This window comes from Flagellimonas lutimaris (assembly GCF_051494225.1).
Lineage (GTDB): Bacteria > Bacteroidota > Bacteroidia > Flavobacteriales > Flavobacteriaceae > Flagellimonas > Flagellimonas lutimaris_A.
The window spans coordinates 25,796-46,345 of record NZ_JBNPYE010000011.1 but is presented as its reverse complement, the minus strand read 5'-3'; the positions used below and the strand labels follow the sequence as shown (position 1 = coordinate 46,345).

Annotated in this window: 21 protein-coding genes; 6 read left to right on the top strand and 15 right to left on the bottom strand. The window is 39.9% G+C overall.

Features of this window, described 5'->3' with window-relative positions; all coding sequences use genetic code 11:
- Nucleotides 1-19: 19 nt before the first annotated feature.
- The 4 genes from ACQQ5U_RS17055 to ACQQ5U_RS17040 all read right to left on the bottom strand — a co-directional run bounded on the left by ACQQ5U_RS17055 (nt 20) and on the right by ACQQ5U_RS17040 (nt 3,910).
- Nucleotides 20-433, bottom strand: coding sequence for a response regulator (locus ACQQ5U_RS17055; RefSeq protein WP_437399380.1), 414 nt, complete (start codon nt 431-433; stop codon nt 20-22).
- Complete coding sequence (locus ACQQ5U_RS17050; RefSeq protein WP_437399378.1) at nt 420-2,246, bottom strand: PAS domain-containing protein; 1,827 nt, start codon at nt 2,244-2,246, stop codon at nt 420-422. Before ACQQ5U_RS17050 ends, ACQQ5U_RS17055 begins: the two co-directional genes overlap by 14 nt.
- Before the next feature lie 197 nt (nt 2,247-2,443).
- Nucleotides 2,444-2,902 (bottom strand): pantetheine-phosphate adenylyltransferase, encoded by a 459-nt coding sequence (coaD, locus tag ACQQ5U_RS17045; RefSeq protein ID WP_437399377.1) that lies wholly within the window; start codon nt 2,900-2,902, stop codon nt 2,444-2,446.
- Between the two features lie 33 nt (nt 2,903-2,935).
- The gene (locus ACQQ5U_RS17040) at nt 2,936-3,910 is read right to left on the bottom strand and encodes a D-alanine--D-alanine ligase (RefSeq protein ID WP_437399375.1); all 975 of its coding nucleotides are present in this window, start codon (nt 3,908-3,910) and stop codon (nt 2,936-2,938) included.
- A gap of 79 nt (nt 3,911-3,989) precedes the next feature.
- On the opposite strand from ACQQ5U_RS17040, the gene ACQQ5U_RS17035 reads away from it, so the two are divergent.
- From ACQQ5U_RS17035 to ACQQ5U_RS17010, 6 genes are all read left to right on the top strand, one after another.
- The gene (locus ACQQ5U_RS17035) at nt 3,990-4,577 is read left to right on the top strand and encodes a PASTA domain-containing protein (protein WP_437399373.1); all 588 of its coding nucleotides are present in this window, start codon (nt 3,990-3,992) and stop codon (nt 4,575-4,577) included.
- A gap of 2 nt (nt 4,578-4,579) precedes the next feature.
- Complete coding sequence (locus ACQQ5U_RS17030) at nt 4,580-5,611, top strand: RluA family pseudouridine synthase (protein WP_437399371.1); 1,032 nt, start codon at nt 4,580-4,582, stop codon at nt 5,609-5,611.
- An 88-nt stretch (nt 5,612-5,699) separates the two neighbouring features.
- Nucleotides 5,700-6,461, top strand: coding sequence for a peroxide stress protein YaaA (yaaA, locus tag ACQQ5U_RS17025; RefSeq protein ID WP_437399369.1), 762 nt, complete (start codon nt 5,700-5,702; stop codon nt 6,459-6,461).
- A 173-nt stretch (nt 6,462-6,634) separates the two neighbouring features.
- Entirely contained in the window at nt 6,635-9,184 is a 2,550-nt protein-coding gene (locus tag ACQQ5U_RS17020; RefSeq protein ID WP_437399368.1) for a phosphoenolpyruvate carboxylase, read from the top strand.
- A gap of 10 nt (nt 9,185-9,194) precedes the next feature.
- Nucleotides 9,195-9,893 (top strand): uracil-DNA glycosylase family protein, encoded by a 699-nt coding sequence (locus ACQQ5U_RS17015; protein ID WP_437399367.1) that lies wholly within the window; start codon nt 9,195-9,197, stop codon nt 9,891-9,893.
- Nucleotides 9,894-10,012: 119 nt separating this feature from the next.
- Nucleotides 10,013-10,210: a hypothetical protein gene (locus tag ACQQ5U_RS17010; protein ID WP_437399365.1), complete on the top strand. Its 198-nt coding sequence runs from the start codon at nt 10,013-10,015 to the stop codon at nt 10,208-10,210.
- 71 nt (nt 10,211-10,281) lie between these two features.
- On the opposite strand, the gene ACQQ5U_RS17005 is transcribed toward ACQQ5U_RS17010, so the two are convergent.
- The 11 genes from ACQQ5U_RS17005 to ACQQ5U_RS16955 form a co-directional block, all read right to left on the bottom strand.
- Nucleotides 10,282-11,778: a M20/M25/M40 family metallo-hydrolase gene (locus ACQQ5U_RS17005; protein ID WP_437399363.1), complete on the bottom strand. Its 1,497-nt coding sequence runs from the start codon at nt 11,776-11,778 to the stop codon at nt 10,282-10,284.
- Between the two features lie 34 nt (nt 11,779-11,812).
- Nucleotides 11,813-12,574, bottom strand: coding sequence for a tryptophan synthase subunit alpha (trpA, locus tag ACQQ5U_RS17000; RefSeq protein ID WP_437399361.1), 762 nt, complete (start codon nt 12,572-12,574; stop codon nt 11,813-11,815).
- A 65-nt stretch (nt 12,575-12,639) separates the two neighbouring features.
- Nucleotides 12,640-13,824, bottom strand: a complete 1,185-nt coding sequence (trpB, locus tag ACQQ5U_RS16995) for a tryptophan synthase subunit beta (protein WP_437399359.1) — start codon at nt 13,822-13,824, stop codon at nt 12,640-12,642.
- Nucleotides 13,825-13,837: 13 nt separating this feature from the next.
- Complete coding sequence (locus ACQQ5U_RS16990) at nt 13,838-14,527, bottom strand: phosphoribosylanthranilate isomerase (RefSeq protein ID WP_437399357.1); 690 nt, start codon at nt 14,525-14,527, stop codon at nt 13,838-13,840.
- Nucleotides 14,528-14,632: 105 nt separating this feature from the next.
- Nucleotides 14,633-15,418: an indole-3-glycerol phosphate synthase TrpC gene (gene trpC / locus ACQQ5U_RS16985; RefSeq protein ID WP_437399356.1), complete on the bottom strand. Its 786-nt coding sequence runs from the start codon at nt 15,416-15,418 to the stop codon at nt 14,633-14,635.
- Between the two features lie 51 nt (nt 15,419-15,469).
- Nucleotides 15,470-16,465: an anthranilate phosphoribosyltransferase gene (gene trpD / locus ACQQ5U_RS16980; RefSeq protein WP_437399354.1), complete on the bottom strand. Its 996-nt coding sequence runs from the start codon at nt 16,463-16,465 to the stop codon at nt 15,470-15,472.
- Between the two features lie 82 nt (nt 16,466-16,547).
- A complete protein-coding gene (locus ACQQ5U_RS16975) occupies nt 16,548-17,114 on the bottom strand; it encodes an anthranilate synthase component II (RefSeq protein ID WP_437399352.1) in 567 nt (188 codons plus the stop codon).
- A 4-nt stretch (nt 17,115-17,118) separates the two neighbouring features.
- Nucleotides 17,119-18,516 (bottom strand): anthranilate synthase component I family protein, encoded by a 1,398-nt coding sequence (locus ACQQ5U_RS16970; protein ID WP_437399350.1) that lies wholly within the window; start codon nt 18,514-18,516, stop codon nt 17,119-17,121.
- Nucleotides 18,517-18,756: 240 nt separating this feature from the next.
- Nucleotides 18,757-19,329: a YceI family protein gene (locus tag ACQQ5U_RS16965; protein WP_437399349.1), complete on the bottom strand. Its 573-nt coding sequence runs from the start codon at nt 19,327-19,329 to the stop codon at nt 18,757-18,759.
- A gap of 43 nt (nt 19,330-19,372) precedes the next feature.
- Nucleotides 19,373-20,005: an NAD(P)H-dependent oxidoreductase gene (locus ACQQ5U_RS16960; RefSeq protein WP_437399347.1), complete on the bottom strand. Its 633-nt coding sequence runs from the start codon at nt 20,003-20,005 to the stop codon at nt 19,373-19,375.
- A gap of 7 nt (nt 20,006-20,012) precedes the next feature.
- Nucleotides 20,013-20,459 carry a MarR family winged helix-turn-helix transcriptional regulator gene (locus ACQQ5U_RS16955; RefSeq protein ID WP_437399345.1) on the bottom strand — a complete coding sequence of 149 codons (447 nt, stop codon included), beginning with the start codon at nt 20,457-20,459 and terminating at the stop codon, nt 20,013-20,015.
- Nucleotides 20,460-20,550 lie beyond the last annotated feature (91 nt).

Genomic DNA, 20,550 nt, shown 5'->3' with positions numbered 1-20,550 from the left:
AAATACGGATTATTATGATTTATGAAGCAGCAGTAATGGAGCCAAGGTCATTGGATTCTATTTTAAAAATTGGTTTGTTCTTAAAGTTGAGAACATAAGGACATTTGTCTTTAAAACCATTCCATTTTTTGTAGTCCAGAGGATCTATGGATGAAGTAATCATATTAATGGTAATATGTTCATCAATGTCCAATGCGATCAATTCATCAAGAAAGTCCCACCCATCCATAATGGGCATGTTAATGTCCAGAAAAATTACATCGGGAATAGCTTTTCCTTTTTCCTGTCTTTCTTTCATGGCCTCGTAAGCTTCAAATCCATTTTGAAAGATTTGTATGTCATCGCAACTAGCGACGGATTTCAACATTTTTTTAATGCCAAATACGGTAATGGGATCATCGTCCACAATAAAAATACAATTAACTTTCTTCATTAAAATACACATTAAATGTAGTGCCTTTGTCAATTTCACTCTGCACTGTTATACTTCCGCCCATGGCCTCAATTTGATTCCTTACAAGGTAAAGACCAAAGCCTTTGGCATCTTCTCTGTTGTGGAATGTTTTGTACATTCCGAATATTTTATCACCGTATTTATCCAAATCTATTCCTATTCCGTTATCGGAAATGCTCAGTAAAACACCTTCTTTCGACTTAACGGCATTTAGGGTGATAATGGGCACTCTGTTGGGGCTTTTATATTTTACCGCATTGGAAACAAGATTGAGTATTATACTATCCAAATAAGCAGGTACGCAGTTTACTTGAATGTTTTTTGCGACATTGTTTACAATTTGGGAATTATCCTGGGCCAATAAGGCGGAAAGGTTTTGTAAAACCTTTGTAATGTTCTTGTTGAGGTTAAGTGGTTTTCTTTTTACCGTTGTATTGGTATTGATATCCACTACTTGATTGAGGTTGCCTAAGGTTTCCAACAAACTATCGGAAGCTTGTGAAAGCATTTTTATAATGCGATGTCGCTCTTTTAGATCTTTTTCTGAGTTTAAGAACCCTAAAAGCATAGAGAAATTTGCAGAATGAGATCTTAAATTATGCGAGACAATATGTGCAAAACTGATGAGTTTTTGGTTTTGCATGGAGGTGATGTCTATCAAGCCACGCAGTTGTTCCTCTTTCTTTTTCATGCTGGTGATGTCCAAACTCATTCCTATGAGCCCACATACTTTACCATCCAAATCAAAATGTGGAATTTTTGAAGTTAGAAAATATGTGGTTTTTCCGTTGAGTGTGCTTTTGGTTTCTTTACCAATTATAGGGGTGAGGTGTTTTATAACCTCTAAGTCTTCCTCCTTGCTAACCTTGGCTATTTCTTCGCTGTAAAGGTCAAAGTCGTTTTTACCAATAAGTTGTTCTGCGCTTTTGTTAAAATATTTGCACTCACCTTTATTTACCAATATTTTTCTGGACTCTAGATCTTTTACGTAAACATTCAAAGGAAGGCTATCTACCAGGGTGGAGAGTAATTGTTGATGTTCCTTTACTCTGGTTTCGGCCATTTCTTGGTCATGGATGTCTTTTATGGTTCCGACTATTTTTTCGACTTTCCCATGTTTAAAAATAGGTTTTCCAGTTATTTGAACCCATCTTTCTTCACCATTGAAAGTGATCAACATTAGTTTATTATCATAAGGTTGATGTGTTACATTGACCTTATGGAAAAGCATGGAAACTTTATTTTGACTATATCCGGGTTTGAAAAAATTGACAGCATCAAGGGCAGTGGGTTGGTAGCTCTCTGGAACTTGATGAATGCGTTTGGTTTCCTTGCACCAAGTGAGTTGTTCCGTTTCAACATCATATTCCCACCAACCTGTTTTGGAAACTTCTACCTTGATCTCCGAAACATTGTTAAGCCACTTTATCTGATTTTCTTTTTCAATTTCCGAGGTAATATCATCCACCTGTACTATGGTCCCGATCACATTTTCCTTTTTATCGAACCAAGGGGTGAAATAACTTTTTAAATGACGAATGCCGTTATCGCTTTCTAAATTATGTTGTAAGGTAAAGGAATTGTTCTCTTGGAGTTTTTGTCCGAGGTCCAAAACCTCTGGATAAAATGTAAAAATTTTGGTTTGTTGATTCTTGTCATGAGGAGGTAAACCAAAAAGTTCTAGCCATGAAATGGAGGCATCGAGCAAGTTACCTTTTTCGCAAAGAAGCGCGGTTGCCTTGGGCAATTGTTTTAGTAAATAAAATTGGTCGATTCTCTCAACTGCTTTCAAAACTGGGGGGATGTTTAAAAAACGTTATACTAAGATATTACTGACCAAAGTATAATTATTGAATCTTCCAAGGGAGTAATTGTTGTGAAAACACTTATTAATGTTGTATCCACCTTATTGGGCTATGTTAAACAAAAAAAACATTGTAGGAAAACACCTATTTGTAATCTTTGTTTTGGAGTCATCCCTCCGTCTTTTTATTGTTTAGCTACAACGGTATCCGGGACCAAGCCAGTGTAATCCCCACCATTTCGAATAACATCTCGAACAATGGAGGAACTGATGTACGATTTACCGGAAGATGTCAATAGAAAAACAGTTTCAATTTCGGAAAGTTTTCGGTTGGTGTGGGCAATGGCTTTTTCAAACTCGAAATCCGCTGGATTCCGTAATCCTCTCAAAATAAAATTGGCATCTATTTTTTTACAAAAATCCACTGTCATTCCTTTATAAGTCGTCACTTTAATTTTTGGCTCATCCTTAAAAGCCTCTTCGATAAAGTTGATACGATCTTCCAGGGAGAACATGTATTGTTTATCTGCATTGATCCCGATGGCGATGACCAGTTCATCAAAAAGGGTGACGCCTCTTTTAATAATATCATAATGTCCTAAAGTAAGTGGGTCAAAGGACCCGGGGAACAATGCACGTCTCATGTTGTGGAATAAAGTTTTTTAAAAATAAGGTTTCTATCGCAAAGCTTCAACAATTGCACTATCAAAAAGCTCTTCGAGGGAAATTCCTGCTGTTTTTGCCTGCTGTGGCAAAAGGCTCTCTTCGGTAAGTCCAGGGGTGGTGTTTACTTCTAGCAGATGTGGCTCATCACCAATAAAAATAAACTCACTTCGAGTATACCCTTTTAGTCCTAATATTTTATAAATGTGCTTTGCCAACTCCTTGACATTGGATTCCTGCGTTATTGTTATTCGCGCTGGGGTAATTTCTTTTGATTTGCCCATGTATTTGGCCTCAAAATCAAAAAAATCGTTTTCTGAGATAATTTCGGTCGCAGGCAGTACGGTCACTTCGTTGTTGTAGGTGATAACACCGACAGAAACTTCGGTGCCGTCCAGAAAAGATTCGATAATGATTTGGGTATCCTCTTTAAATGCACTTTCGATAGCATTGCCCAAATCTTCTTTTTTGTACACTTTGGAAACCCCATAGCTGCTACCGGCCCTGTTGGCCTTTACAAAACATGGAAGCCCCACTTTGTCCGCGATGGCATTCTCGTCAACCGATTGGCCTTTGTTTAAAAAATAGGATGTTGCACAGGGAACGCCATAAGGTTTTAGCGTGCTCAATAAGTCACGTTTATTAAAAGTGAGCGCTGCCTCATAATGGTTGCAGGAAGTTTGTGGAATCCCTAAGAGTTCAAAGTAAGCTTGCATTAAGCCATCTTCTCCCGGTGTTCCGTGTATGGCATTGAAAACACAATCGAATTGAATTTTTTTACCATCAACATTAATACTGAAATCAGATTTCTCAACTGGATGCTCCCGATTATCTTCATCTAGATAAAACCATTTTTCTTTGGTAATTACGATTCGGTATGTATTGTATTTTTTTGCATCCAGATATTTGAATACTACATTTCCGCTTTTAATCGAAATATTATGCTCGCTGGAATAGCCGCCCATTATGATGGCAATGTTCTTTTTCATTGACTTGTAAAATATCGCAAAGCCAAAATAAAGAAAAAAGGGTTGGCTTTCCTATATTTGTTCCGTTAAGGTGAACTACATGAAAAATTTTTTCAACTTTTTAAAAAGTAAGACTTTTTTAATCCAGCTTGGATTGGCTGCTGGGGCTGTTTTGGTTTTGGTATTTGTTGCCTTGCAATGGTTAAAGGGTACAACTAACCATGGTGAATTTGTGGAAGTGCCCGATTTTTCCAAGATGTCGGTAATGGAGATGCGAGAGGCAGTTGAGGAAGCAGGGTTGCGATATCAAGTATTGGACTCCTCAGATTTTAATCCAGATTATCCAAGATTTTCAATATTGGACCAAAACCCACCGGCAGGGAATAAGGTGAAGGCCAACCGTAAAATATATTTTACGGTCAACCCATCAGGATATAAAAAGGTAAGCGTTCCGGATATTATCCAAGTAACCCAACGTAACGCATCATCCATGCTAAAGGCCGTAGGTTTGGAAGTGGAACGTGTTACTTATATTGATGAATTGGGCAAGGACATGGTCTACAATATGAAATTCAAAGGGAAGTATATAAAGCCCGGAGATAAATTGCCCAAAACCTCCAAAGTGGAGCTGATATGTGGAAACGGAACCATTCCCGGTAGCGCTAGGGTACAGTCAGACTCCAATTAATTATGGATACATCGGAAAATCAAGATGAACTATCTCAAGATGAACTCTATGAGCATCACGGTTTTGTGGCCTCTAAAGGCCAAGAGCCCCTGCGTGTGGATAAATTCCTGATGAACTTTATCGAAAATGCTACGAGAAACAAAATTCAGCAAGCTGCCAAAAAAGGACACATTTGGGTAAATGGTTCCATTGTAAAACAGAATTACAAGGTAAAAGCCGGGGATGAGGTAAAGGTGATGTTCGAACATCCACCTTATGAGTTTTTGTTGACGCCAGAAGATATTCCTTTGGATATTGTTTATGAGGATGATGCTCTTTTGGTCGTGAATAAACCAGCTGGTATGGTGGTGCATCCTGGTCACGGAAATTATTCGGGAACCTTGATAAATGCACTTGTTTACCATTTTGAAAACTTGCCCAATAATAGTTCGGACAGGCCCGGTTTGGTGCACCGGATTGATAAAGACACTTCTGGTTTGTTGGTGATTGCCAAAACAGAGTCGGCAATGACCCATTTGGCACAACAGTTTTTCGATAAGAGTAGCGAACGGGAATACGTGGCCTTGGTTTGGGGCAATGTAGAGGAAGATGAAGGAACTGTCGAAGGACATATAGCACGGAATCCCAAAAATCGTCTTCAGATGATGGTATTTCCCGATGGCGACGAGGGCAAAGAAGCGGTTACCCACTACAAAGTATTGGAGCGTTTTGGTTATGTTACCTTAATTTCCTGTAAGTTGGAAACTGGAAGAACCCATCAAATTAGGGTTCACATGAAATATATTGGTCACACTTTGTTCAATGATGAACGTTATGGTGGCGACAAGATTTTAAAGGGCACCACTTTCACCAAGTACAAACAGTTTGTGGAGAATGCCTTTAAAGTCTTACCTAGGCAAGCTTTGCATGCCAAAACTCTAGGTTTTGAACATCCTGTTACGGGTGAGTTTATGCGTTTTGATTCCGAGCTGCCCGAGGATATAGTGAACTGCATTGAAAAGTGGCGTGGATATTCCATACATCACGAATCATAGTTTTCTTCAATCTTAAGATTGAAAACACCTTTGGAATACCCTTCCAAAAAAGTAAAATCCTCGTTATTTTTACAAAAACTAGTACAAGATGAAAATTGTAATATCTCCCGCAAAGTCACTTGATTTCGAAACGGCCTTGCCTACATCAAAATATAGTCAGCCCCATTTTTTGGAGCAAGCGGAAAAATTGAACTCGGTTTTAAAAAAGAAAAAGCCAAAGGCGTTGTCGGAATTGATGTCCATTTCGGATAAATTGGCGGACTTGAATTGGGAGCGTAACCAACAATTTTCATTGCCTTTTACCGAAGATAATGCCCGACCGGCCATTTATGCGTTTAATGGTGATGTGTATCAAGGTTTGGATGCTTACACCATCCCAGAAGACAAATTGGACCGCTTGCAGGATACCTTGAGAATCTTGTCTGGTCTGTACGGTGTTTTAAAACCTTTGGATTTGATGCAGCCGTACCGATTGGAAATGGGTACACAACTGAAGGTAGGTCGCAAAAAAAATTTGTACGAGTTTTGGAAAGGCCAAATCACCGAATCCTTGAACAATGAACTAAAGGATGGCGAATTGTTTGTTAATTTGGCCAGTAACGAATACTTCAGTGCTGTTGAACCTAAAAGCCTTAAGGTACCAGTAATTGCTCCAGTGTTTAAGGATTGGAAAAACGACAAGCTCAAAGTCATTAGTTTCTACGCCAAAAAAGCACGAGGATCCATGGTGAGATACATTTTGGATACTGGGGCCGAAACATTGGACGATATCAAAAATTTTGACTACGATGGATATCTGTACAGCGAAGAACATACGGTAAAGAAAAACGAACCCGTATTCATCCGATAAAAAACTTTGGTAAAATCCAAAGTAATCTTTAAGTTATAATCAACAAGGTATATTGTTACGATTGAAGTAGGCGTGCCTTAAATTGTGATACACTTAAAATTAATCCAAAGGTTATGTATTATTCACGACCTTTGGGTGTTTGTCTATTTTTAACACTTACTTAAAACATATTCATGCAGCAGCAGACGAAACGGTTAGAAGAGTTTAAAAAATCGGTAACCAATAAATTCAATATATATAATAGCCTTTTCTTGAGCTTGCCCTACAAGAATGTCGAAAATGTTGGGATTCTTATCCCACTTTTGCTCGACCAGTGCGAGAAAGGACTAAAAGAAGGTAAGGAGCCACAAGAGATTTTGGAAGTGTTCTTTTCCAATTTTGTAGATATTCAGGATGAACGGGAACGATTGGATTTTATGTTCAGAATTGTACAGTACGTAGAGCGCCAAGTGGTGTTGTACGATAGTGTGGAAGATTCTGCCTTTCCCAAACTGCAGGAATACAGTAGTTCGTTGACCATCAAGGATTATTTTGAACTAGTGAACCGTACCAAAAATTGGGACAAGGTCTCTAAAAAACTATCAACCTTTAGCGCACGCATTGTTTTAACAGCTCACCCTACCCAGTTTTATACGCCTGCTGTTTTGGATATTATCGCCGAACTGCGCTCTCTGATAGATGAAGATAGAATCCATGATATTGATGTTACTCTTCAACAATTGGGATTGACATCCTTGATCAATGCAAAAAAACCAACGCCTTTGGATGAGGCGAAAAACATTATCTATATTCTTCGAAACACGTATTATGATGCTGTTGGGGAATTGTACCAATATGTAAAAAGCAATATTAGGGACGATAAGTTTGAGAACTACGACCTTATGAAACTGGGATTCTGGCCTGGGGGTGACCGTGACGGAAACCCGTTTGTAACAGCGGACATTACAAAACAAGTAGCCGATGAATTAAGGTTGACCTTAATGAAGTGCTATTATAATGAATTGAAGGATCTCCGTAAAAAACTGACCTTTAAAGGAATGCAAGGAGAGCTTAATGAGTTGAGCGGTAAATTGTACCAAGCCATGTTCGATCCTAATGCACTGATTTCCTATGAAGGAATAATTGAACATTTGAATGCAGTTAGGGGAAATTTGATTGAGCATTATCACGGGTTGTATTTGGATGAACTGGACCAGTTTATTGATAAGGTTCACATCTTCAAAACACATTTTGCCACGCTGGATATTCGCCAAGACCATAGCAAGCATGCATTGGTAGTGGAAACCGTATTGAAAAAACAAGGAATCATCAAAGAAAGTGTAAGTGAGCTCAAGGATAAAGAGTTGGTGAAGTTATTGGTTCAGGAGGACTTCAAATTAAATCCAAAGGATTTTGACGATGAAATCGTAAAGGACACCATAAGCAATATCCAAAACTTAAAAGCAATTCAAAACAAGAACGGAGAAGATGGATGTAATCGTTACATCATCAGTAATTCTGAAAGTATTTTTTCCGTATTGTTTGTGTTCGGATTGTTCAGATGGTGTGGTTGGGACGAGAAAGAAATTACTTTTGATATTGTTCCATTATTCGAGACCATGAAAGGTATGGACGCTTCGGAAGAAGTGATGCAAACCTTGTTCGATATTCCACAATATAGACAACACCTTGAGCGAAGAAGGGATATCCACACCATAATGCTAGGCTTTTCTGATGGTACCAAAGATGGTGGTTACCTCAAAGCCAACTGGTCCATATTAAAGACCAAAGAAACTTTGAGCAAAGTCTGCAAGAAAAATGGAGTTAGCGCAATTTTCTTTGATGGTAGAGGAGGTCCGCCGGCAAGGGGTGGAGGTAAAACCCACAAATTCTATGCTGCCCAGACAAAAGATGTGGCCAATCACGAGATACAGCTTACCATTCAGGGGCAGACGATTACCAGTACCTATGGCACCAAGGAGCAGTTTATTCATAATTCCGAACAGTTGCTCACTGCGGGGTTAAGCAATAATCTTTTTGGTAAGGAACATACGATTTCTGCTGCCCAGCGAAAACTGATTGAAGAACTTTCTGAACTCAGTTTTGATAAATATGATGCTCTAAAACAGCACGAGAAATTTATTCCTTACTTGGAAAATAGGAGTACCCTAAAATATTATACCAAAGCCAATATTGGGAGTAGGCCAGGAAAACGTGGTAATAAAAAACAATTGACTTTGTCGGACCTTCGTGCCATTTCGTTTGTAGGTTCTTGGAGCCAGTTGAAACAAAATGTCCCTGGTTATTTTGGGTTGGGTTCCGCCATTCAGCAAATGAAAGAAGAAGGACGATTAAATGAGGTGAAAAAACTTTATAAAGAGGTTCCTTTCTTCAAGGCTCTAATGTTGAATAGTATGATGTCCTTGGCCAAATCCAACTTTGATTTGACCAGCTATATGAAAGAAGACCCAGAGTTCGGTGATTTCTGGAACATTCTTCATAATGAATTTCAGTTGTCCAAAAAGATGCTGTTGCAGATATCGGGACTAAAAATTTTGATGGAGGACGAAGCCGTATCACGAGAATCTGTGAAAATCAGGGAAAAAATTGTATTGCCTTTATTGGTGATTCAGCAAAATGCCCTGTACCACATTACCCAAAATTCAGAGTACAAGGAGCTATACGAAAAGATAGTAACACGTTCCTTGTACGGAAACATAAACGCAAGTAGGAATTCGGCTTAGGAAAAAGACTTTGGAGTCAAAACTATTTAAGCATACTCATCCATACGAACCTTTTTTGTTGTCCGAGGCCACAAAATTGATTGTAGGAACCTTGCCGCCTCCCCGATTTACAACGGGAGAACTAAAGCCTCAGGATGTAGATTTCTGTTATGGAAGTTGCAACGGACAACTTTGGCCCATTTTAGATAGAATCTTTGATTTAGGTTTAAAGTACGAAACTACAAAGGAAGCGGTAGAACAACGAAAGCGTTTTTTGGTTGAAAACAAAATAGGGGTCTGCGATATTGTCCAAAGTGCGGAGCGAGAAAAAATTAATGCGTCCGATTTGGGAATGCAAAATGTGGTGCTTCGGAATCTTGTAGGTTATCTGAAAAAATATCCGAATATCCAGACACTATTGTTCACGGGCGGGAACAGTAAAAATGGACCCGAATACTTCTTTCGCAAACAATTGAAAGAGCATGGCCTAAAACTAGAGGTCGTTTCCAACGAAGTTCCGAGAATCCATCATTTGGAATTGCCTCTCGAATCAAGTCCAATGTCAGTTCGAGCGGAGTCGAGAACGGTTAAAACCGTTTCTTTAACCGCCCCTTCGGGAGCTGCCAATCGTGCCGTTGGAAGTTTACAAGCCTATAAAAACTTAAAAAGTAAAGACCCTAGATTTAACACTTTGGATTTCAGGGTGATGCAGTATCGGGATTTTTTTTAAGATTAGAGTATATACCACGGATAACCCAATATTCGTCAAGTGAAAAGGAGGATTGGTCAATTTTAGCTTGATTTTTTCGTTGAATTTACTACATTGACTTAAATCCCAAAATCAGTATCATGAAAAACTTACTTAAAATTACAACTGCCCTATTTTTAATTATGTTGATCGCATCGTGCACCGCACATCGTGGAACAGTTAATAGAGGAACAGTTAAAAGTAGCACGGCTCCAGGGCAAGTAAAAAAAAGAACGGGTGCTAAAAGTGCTAAGGCGTATGCCCCTGGACAACGGAAGAAAAAAGGAAATAATGAATAATAATCTAAGTGTTGCTTAAAAGTCAAAAAGCCCCGAACAGTCGGGGCTTTTATATTTTATCATTCTGATTTTTAGTCCATGTTTGTGGATAGAATCCTATAAAACGCCTTTATGCCATAGGCCAGTTGTCCAATTTTAATGTTCTCGTTAGGACTGTGCTGGTTATTGTCTGGATTTACCACAGGAACGATAAAAGCAGGAATCTTTAATTCGTTGATAAAAGGTGAAATCGGGACGGTGCCACCCATGGTACGTATCTGAATTACCTCTTCACCAAAGCTTTGATTCAAGGTGTTCACAATAAATTTACCGTAGGGATTGTCCAAGTCGGTACGAAAGGCATCGGTAACACTACCTTCTTCCACGGTTACAATTTTATCAAACTGCATGCGCTCTTCTTTGGAAGGGACATGATCCAATACGTTGTATCCTTGTTTTGCAATGTGGTCCTTGACCAATTTCTTTAAACGATTACCATCACTCTCTACTACCAACCTTAAATCCAATTCGGCTGTGGCACTTTCGGGAACAATGGTCCGTGCCTTGTCGCCAACCCATCCTGAGCCTAATCCACGAATGTTCAAGGAGGGGTATTGCAGGGCTTCTTGATAATAACCACCTACCTTTTCCGCCGTTTTAAACTGAAGTTTTTCTGCAATAGCCTCATCACTGTCAGGAACACTTTTTAATATAGAATCCGTGCTTTCATCAATAGAAATACCATCATAATATCCTGGAATGGTCACTCTACCTTGAGAATCTTTCATTGTGGCCAGTAATTGTGCCAATTGGAACCCAGGGTTTGGGGCATAATTACCATAATGTCCACTATGTTGTGGTTTAATAGGGCCATAAGTCGTTAGGGTAAGGGTGGTGATACCACGGCAACCATAAACGACCGTTGGGTTTTCCGAAGTGTGAACAGGTCCGTCAACAATCATTAAAAAATCGGACTCCAATAGTTCGCGATATTGTTTTACGGCAGCAGGTAAAGGTTTACTGCTTTTTTCTTCTTCGCTATCCAAAATCACCTTCACATTGAAAGGAATTTCCTTGCCATTTTTCTTCAACAAATCCATGGCGTTCAAGAGCATCACAATAGGTGATTTATCATCAGAAGTTGACCTTCCGAACAAACGCCAATCATAGTTGATATCATCTCCCAACTCGTCAAAGGAAACCGTTTCAAAACCATCATCTTTTGGTGCTTTCAAAACCACTTGGTAAGGATTGGGTTGATCCCATTTGGATGGATCAACAGATTGACCATCAAAATGCATGTAAATTAGTACGGTTGGTTTGTCCCCACTAACAGGCGTGGCGGCAAAAAACAAGGGAAGCCCCTCTGTGTCCAAAACAGCAGTGTTAAAACCTCTATCACCGAATTTGCGCTTCAACCACATAATGTTTCGGTCCATATCAGCCGCATCCAAAGCATCGTTGGGAATGGCAATAAATTCCCGAATCTCGTTGATGGCATCGGCCACTTGAGATTTTATGGCTACATCATCCTGTGCAAAAAGGGAAAAAGTAAGGAGTAGGGAAACAAGGGATAGCGTTTTCTTCATGAGGTAAATCAGTGTTGATTTTAAAAGCTGAAATTTAACGAATTTGCTTCACAAAGTCACTAATTCCGTCTACACCATTTTCTGTTAAATGTTTGATGAATGCCGAACCGATGATCGCGCCTTTGGCTTTTTGAGTCGCTTGCCCAAAAGTTTCTGCATTACTGATGCCAAACCCAACAATTTGTGGGTTTTTCAATTGCATGTTTGCAATACGTTCAAAATAATCTGATTGTTCTGCGCCAAATCCTTGTTTGGCTCCTGTGGTACTCGCAGAACTCACCATGTAAATAAATCCTTCGGAAGCATTATCAATGGCTTTGATTCGTTCATCACTGGTTTGCGGAGTGATTAAAAATACATTGATCAGACCATGTTTTTTAAAAATCGCTTCGTATTCCTCTTTGTACACATCCAAGGGTAAATCTGGAAGGATAAGGCCGTCGATTCCTATTTCTTGACATTTGGCACAAAATTCCTCCACACCATATTGAAGCACGGGATTAAAATAACCCATTAAGATCAAGGGGATACTCACTGTTTTGCGGATATCTTTTAATTGGTCAAAAAGCAAGGCGGTGTTCATACCATTCTTAAGCGCCTCGGTAGAACTTGCCTGTATGGTGGGACCATCGGCCAAGGGATCACTAAATGGAAGCCCTATTTCGATGAGGTCCACCCCATTTTTTTCCAAATCATGGATGATTTTCACGGTATCATCTAAATTGGGATAACCTGCCGAAAAGTATATGGAAAGGATTTTTTTGTCCTCTTGTAATTTTTGTTTGATTCTGTTCATAAATCAAGATTTGTGATGTGAGATATGAGTATTGAGACTGGGGTCCTATATCTGATATCTGACATCTATAATTTAAAATAATCGATATAGTTCTGTAAATCCTTGTCACCACGCCCGGATAGGTTCACCACCACCACATCATCTTCCTTGAATTTTCTGTCTTCAAAAATAGCCAGAGCGTGAGATGATTCTATGGCTGGAATGATTCCTTCCAGTTTGCAAAGTTCCATTCCGGCTTTCATGGCATCATCATCGGTAATGGAAATAAATTCCCCGCGGCCCGAGGCATACAAATGGGCATGCATTGGTCCAACACCAGGATAATCCAGTCCAGCTGAAATTGAATATGGTTCCGTGATTTGTCCATCCTGGGTCTGCATCAGCAGGGTTTTGCTACCGTGGATAATGCCCACTTTCCCGAGTGCTGAGGTAGCGGCACTTTCGCCCGAGTGAATCCCTTTTCCTGCGGCTTCCACAGCAATGATTCCTACCTCTGGGGTATCCAAATAATGATAGAACGCACCGGCAGCGTTACTTCCGCCACCTACACAAGCCACTACATAATCTGGGTTTTCGCGTCCTTCTTTTTCTTGCAGTTGATTTTTGATTTCTTCGGAAATCACGGATTGAAAACGGGCCACCATATCCGGGTAGGGGTGGGGACCCACCACGGAACCAATAATATAATGGGTATCCACAGGATTGTTGATCCAATCGCGAATGGCCTCGTTCGTGGCATCTTTCAAGGTTTTACTGCCCGATGTGGCAGGTCGTACCTCGGCACCCAACATTTTCATGCGAGCTACGTTTGGGGCCTGTCTGGCAATGTCAATCTCGCCCATGTACACAATACATTCAATTCCCATTAGTGCGCAAACAGTTGCTGTGGCCACACCATGCTGACCGGCTCCGGTCTCTGCAATGATTCGGTTCTTGCCCAGTTTTTTGGCCATCAAAATTTGTCCAATGGTATTATTGACCTTATGGGCGCCGGTATGACATAGATCTTCCCGTTTGAGGTAGATTTTTGTACCATATTTCTCGGAAAGACGTTTGGCAAAATAAAGAGGCGTGGGTCTACCTACATAATCTTTGAGCAATTGATGAAACTCTTCTTTGAATGAAGGTTCCTCCATGATACTCAGGTAGTTCTGCCGAAGCTCTTCGCAATTAGGGTAAAGCATCTCGGGAATAAAAGCTCCTCCGAACTCACCATAATACCCCCGTTCATCTGCATGATAGCTCTTCATAGGTTTCTTTTTTTTAGTTAATATCGCTCTCAAGCGATTCGATGAATAAGTTTAAGTCGTCAATATTTTTTAGTCCGGGTGCGGTCTCAAATCTACTGTTCACATCGATGGCAAAGCAGTGTTTTGATGCTGGACTTTTTAAAAACTCATTTAATTTTTCTTTGGAATCCAAACCGATGCCGCCACTTAAAAAGTAAGGTTTGTTGGATGGATAATTTTCCAAAACAGACCAGTCGAACGTATAACCATTGCCACCTGGTAGCTTTCCTTTGGTATCAAAAAGATAATAATCGCAGACTTCTTCATAATCCTTCAAGACATCAAAATTAAAATCATCTTTGATGGAAAATACTTTGATGATTTCGAATTCGTCACTCCAAACTTGTTTCGTAGTTTCATCCTTATGATTTCTCGACTCCGCTCGAAATGACAGAAAGCCCTGTTTTAATTCTTTGCAATAACCAGCACTTTCCTTTCCATGGAGTTGGACTGCGTTCAATTGATACTGCTTTACTTTCTGAAGGACTTCGTCCAAAGGCGCGTCGACAAAAATCCCTACTTTTTTGATGGAAGTGGGCAATTGCGGCATTTCTCCCGAAAAATAACGAGAGGAAGGCTCCCAAAAAATAAAACCCAAATAATCGGGTTGCAAGGATGCAACCTCTTCTGGATTATGGTTCATGCCGCAGATCTTTAGTTTCATAGTTTGTTTTTTGTCAGGTCGAGTGTTTTGAAAATTGTTTCAAAATGTACCAAGACTACTTATTTCCGGATATAATTTTCCTTCGGTAAATCACTCGAAATGACGTTATCCGTTTAATCGGTCAATAAACTTTTTTGCACTTTCCCCGGGGTTGTCCGTCTTCATAAAATTTTCTCCGATCAAAAACCCTTGATAGCCAAATTCCTTTAAATCCCGAATGGCCTCCACCGAACTAATCCCGCTTTCGGAAACTTTCACGAAATCATCGGGTATTTTTTTGGATAGCGATTTGCTAATCTCTAAATCCACTTCAAAAGATTTAAGGTTTCGGTTGTTCACCCCCAACATATCCAAACTGGGCATTAGGGATTTTTCGAGTTCTTCTTCATTATGAACCTCCAACAACACATCCAACCCTAGTCCTTTTGCTAATTCGGACAAGATTTTGATTTCTTCTTTGGTGAGGATGGCAGCAATCAATAAAATAACATCGGCACCATATGCTTTGGCTTCCACGATTTGATATTCATCTATGATGAACTCTTTTCGTAAAATGGGAATATTGGTGGATGCCCTTGCGAGTACCAAATCATCCAGAGAGCCACCAAAGTATTTGCCATCCGTAAGCACGGACATGCCACAGGCTCCTGCGTCAGCATAACCTTTGGCCACATCCTGAACACTCAAACTTTGGTTGATCACGGATTTGGACGGGGATCGGCGCTTGTGCTCGGCTATAATCCCTGAGTTGCTCTTTCTTAGTGCTTCGGCCAAGGAAACGGAGGTACGCTCCATCATTACCGAGGCTTCCAATTGAGACAGGGTAATGAGTGATTTTTTTAAATCGACTTCCTTTCGTTTATCGGCTACTATTTTGTCCAGTATGTTCATATTATTATTCATGTTATCATGCTTTCGCAGGAAGGACAACTTTGACAATTTTCAGTTTTTACTTAACTCCTGTAATTTTTTTAAGGCATTTAAACCTTTGCCACTGAGCAAGGATTCCTTTGCTTTCTCAAATCCTTCCTTGGGTGAAATATTTTCCACGGTGGCAATGGCTACACCTGCATTGGCGCATACCACATTGTTTTGTGCGTTGGTACCTTTTCCTTGTAAAATATTCATGAATATCTGAGCCGATTCAGCTACATCTTCCCCACCAACAATATCTTGCTGCGAAACTTTTTCCACACCAAAGTCAGCAGGTCTCAACATGGTTTCGGTATTATTGGAAATGGTTTTGGTGTTACCCGTCAAAGAGATTTCATCATACCCATCCAATGCATTTAAAATGGTAAACTTTTTATCTGTGTTTTGATATAGGTACCCATACATTCTGGCCAATTCCAAGCTAAACACGCCTACCATTTGATTTTTTGGAAACGCCGGGTTCACCATGGGCCCCAACATATTGAAAAATGTTTTTACCGCTAATTCCCTTCGGATGGGAGCCACATTCTTCATTGCGGGGTGGAATAGGGGGGCGTGCAGAACACAAATACCTGCTTCCTCAATAGTTTTCTTAAGAAAATCAGCCTCATTACTGAACTTGATACCCAAAAACTCCATCACATTACTACTGCCACACTTGGAGGATACGCCATAGTTTCCGTGTTTGGTGACATGGATTCCCGCACCAGCCGTTACAAAAGAAGCCAAAGTGGAAATATTAAAGGTGTCTTTTCCGTCCCCGCCCGTTCCACAAAGGTCAATGGGGTCGTATTCGGCAAGGTCAACTGCCAAGCATAGTTCCAAAAGGGCATCGCGAAAGCCTTCCAATTCTTCAATGGTGACGCTTCGCATCATATATACCGTTAAAAAAGCGGCAATTTGAGAGGTGTTATAATCCCCCTTGGCGATATTCACCAAAATTTGTTTGGCTTCTTCCTTCGGGAGAATTTCGTGATTGATCAGTTTATTTAAAGTCTCTTTCATTTCCTTGATTTGTCATTCCTGCTTTCGCAGGAACCTATTTGTTTTTGTTTTGGATCCCCATTTTCATGGGAATGACACAACACTAGTTATACAACCAATTTTTTAGCATTTGCTTTCCTTGTGGTGTCAATACGGATTCTGGATGAAACTGTACTGCGGTCACATCATATTTCTTATGTCGAAGTGACATGATTTGACCGCTTTCATCCACCGCAGTGGTTTCCAGGTCATTTGGTAAATCAGGGTCAACTACCCAAGAATGGTATCGCCCTACTTGAAGGGTTTTCGACATGTCTTTATAAATAGGGTCGTCTTTGGTTACCATAATGGTGGTGTCTACTCCGTGATGCACTTGGTCGAGGTTTATCAATGTGCCACCAAAGACCTCCCCAATAGCCTGAAGGCCCAGACAAACCCCAAAAATCCGCTTAGTTGGCGCGTAGGTTCTGATGATTTCTTTTAGAAGTCCTGCTTCATCAGGAATTCCAGGTCCAGGGGACAAGACGATATACTCAAACGGTTCCACTTCATCCAAGGTAAGTTGGTCGTTCCTTTTTACGGTTACTTCACAATCCAAATCCTCCAGATAGTGCACCAAGTTGTAGGTGAAGCTATCATAATTATCTATCATTAAAATTTTCTTTCCCATGTTTTTAGATCGTTTCAGCAATTTCCAGCGCTTTGTTTAATGCGCCCAATTTATTGTATGTTTCTTGAAGTTCGTCATCCGGATTGGAAGCTGCCACCAGACCTGCTCCTGCTTGGTAATACAGTTCGTGGTCCTTGCTCAAAAAAGTTCGGATCATTATGGCGTGGTTAAAATTGCCTTCAAAATCCATAAATCCGATGGCCCCACCATAATAAGACCTACTTGTTTTTTCATACTTTTCAATGAGCTGCATGGCCATATGTTTGGGTGCCCCGCTCAGGGTCCCGGCGGGAAACGTATCAGCAACCACTTTCATGGTAGTACTTTCCTTTTTCTTTAGTCCGGTTACTTTGGAAACCAAGTGAATGACGTGTGAGAAATATTGCACTTCTCGATACGTGTCCACGCTTACGGTATTCCCGTTTCGGCTAAGGTCGTTTCGAGCAAGGTCTACCAACATTACATGCTCGCTATTTTCCTTTTCGTCCTGTGCCAATTTTTTGGCCAGTTGTGCATCTTTTTCGTCGTTTCCGGTACGTTTATAGGTTCCGGCTATAGGGTGTATTTCCGCTTTGCCATCTTTTACGATAAGCTGTGCTTCTGGGGAACTTCCGAATATTTTAAAGTTGCCGTAATCAAAATAGAATAAGTACGGGGAGGGGTTTATGGAGCGTAGTGCTCGATACACATTGAACTCGTCTCCCTTAAATTTTTGTTTGAACCTTCTGGAGAGCACTAATTGAAAAACATCACCTCGTTGGCAATGCTTTTTAGCGAGTTCCACTTGTTCTTTATAGTCTTCATCCTTAAGGTTGGATTCTGGCTCACCTTCTTTGTTAAAGTTATAGGATGAAAAGGTACGAACGTTGAAAAGCTGTTCAATCTCATCCACATTGCTTTCGGAATCATAGCAATGTGCAAACAAATAGGCCTCATTTTTAAAATGATTGATAGCAATAATATTCTTATATACTGCATAGTAAATATCAGGGATGTTTACCGAATCATCTTTTTTGGAAATTTCTACGTCCTCAAAGTAACGAACAGCATCGTAGGCCATATATCCGAACAGTCCGTTGTTGATGAACTTGAAGCTGTTTTGAGCCACCGAAAATTTCTTGCTAAAGTTGTGAATGATTTCGGTAACATCGGCATCAGGTGTGATTTCGGTAACTTCTTTGGTGCCATCAGGAAACCTTTGGGTAATTGTTTCGTTCACTACCTCAATAGAAGCAATGGGGTTACAACAGATGTACGAAAAACTGTTGTCGTTGGCGTGGTAGTCGCTACTTTCCAAAAGAATACTATTGGGGAACTTGTCCCGAATTTTGAGATAAACGCTTACGGGCGTAATGGTGTCCGCAAGGATTTTTTTGCAATGTGTTTTTAATTCGTATTTCATATTAGCTCTATAAAATAAAAAAGGCTTGTCGTGATGACAAGCCTTTTATATGGTTATAATGGGGACTTAGCTCACGACGTTTTCCGTAAGTTATTCCACCACCAGTTATTTGCAATTCTGTTAATCATTGGTTCAAATATAGGGAGGAAATTTTAACGGGACAACATTGTTTTGTTTAAAATCAAAAATCCCGTCCAAGAATTTCTCGGACGGGATTTTCACACACTAAACAGGTACTGATTACATCTGTAAATCAACTACCAAATCAAATTCATCATAGATTAATTTATCTTTGGCGGTACCAATGATTCCTGATCCGTACTTTACGTCGTATTTTGTTCTGTCAACTTTCACTGTAGCGGTTGCTTTATCTCCGTAAATGGAAACATCGAAAGTTACACGTTCGGTAGTCCCTTTAATAGTGAGGTCACCTTTTACTTCGTAAGAATTTTTACCTGTTGATTTCACTTTGGTGAAAACCAATTTGGCTGTTGGGTGATTGGCAGTACCAAAAAAGTCATCAGATTTTAGGTGTCCGTCCAATTGGTTTTTATAGTCACCTTCCAAGTCGGTAACACTGATGCTTGTCATATCCACAACAAAGCTTCCACCAACCAATTTTTCCCCATCAAATTCCAAAGCTCCAGATGTAAGAGAAATGGTTCCTGTGTGCGAACCTCCAACTTTGTATCCTTTCCAGGTTACTTGACTTTCAGAAGTTTTTACTTCTTTGATTTCTTTTTCAATTGGGTTTGCTACTGCACTAGCACCAAATAGGGTGACCAATGTTAAACTTAAAATTGTCTTCTTCATGATTGCTTAAAATTTCTGTTTTTAATTGTTAAATGTTTAATAGTTATATATGTGTAAATAATTCTTCTTTTGATTTTCTCACTTTTGGCAAGTGTTGGGTTTCGTCTTCTTCAGAACGATAACCTACGGCCAAAACAACCGTTGAATTTAAATTTTTGTCATTAAGCCCAAGGATTTCGTTGTACTTTTCAGATTCAAAACCTTCTAGAGGACAAGTGTCGATTTTTAATTCCGCTGCAGCTTGCATTAAATTACCAAAGGCGATGTAAGCTTGTTTGGCCGACCATGTACCTTTTGTTTCCAAAGGAAGATCCATCAATTTGGATTTCATAAAATCGGCGTATCCTTTTAGTCCTTCCTCTGGGATGTTTCTGGTTTCGCTCATGTTGGTCAAATAATCGTCGACGAGTTCTTCACCAAAATCGGTGACATTGGCAAATACGATAATATGGGATGCATCGGTAATCTGGGACTGCCCCCAAGAAGCAGGTTTCAACAGCTCTTTTACTTCTTGGTCAGAAACCACAATTACGTGATAGGGTTGTAATCCGTAAGAGGATGCACTCAAGCGGGTAGCTTCCAAAAGAGTTTCCAAATCTTTTTCTGAGATTTTTTTGGTGGCATCAAATTTTTTGGTGGCGTAGCGCCATGTTCTATGTTCTAAAACTGTGTTCATGCTATATCTAAAATTTATCTAGTAAATCGTTTAATTGTTCTAAGTCTTCTCTTGAAAAGTTTTTATATATGGCCTCGTGGGCATTGGACATAGCTTCATCCATTTGTTTCAAGGCTTTGAGCCCGGAGTCCGTAATCACTATTTCTATTTTTCTCCGGTTGGATGGACATACACTGCGGTTCACAAATCCTTTGTTCAACAGTTTATCCACCAATCGTGTAGTGTTGCTCATTTTGGTCACCATACGCTCGTTAAGAGTGGACAGGTTGGCAGTCTTGCCTTGTTGCCCCCTTAAAATCCGCAATACGTTGAATTGTTGCAATGAGACCTCGAATGGTTTTAACGTAGTATTCATAATGTCATTGATTTTATTATGTACCAATTGCATATGGATTACCGTCCTGGGTTCCAGGGGAATTTTCTTTGAGGTCTTTATTATCTCTTCAACATTCATGTATAAACAATATTTGTATATACAAATGTATGATAGTTTTCGGTGTTCCACCAAATATTTGATCGATAAATTTTTGTTAAAGACTGGAAAA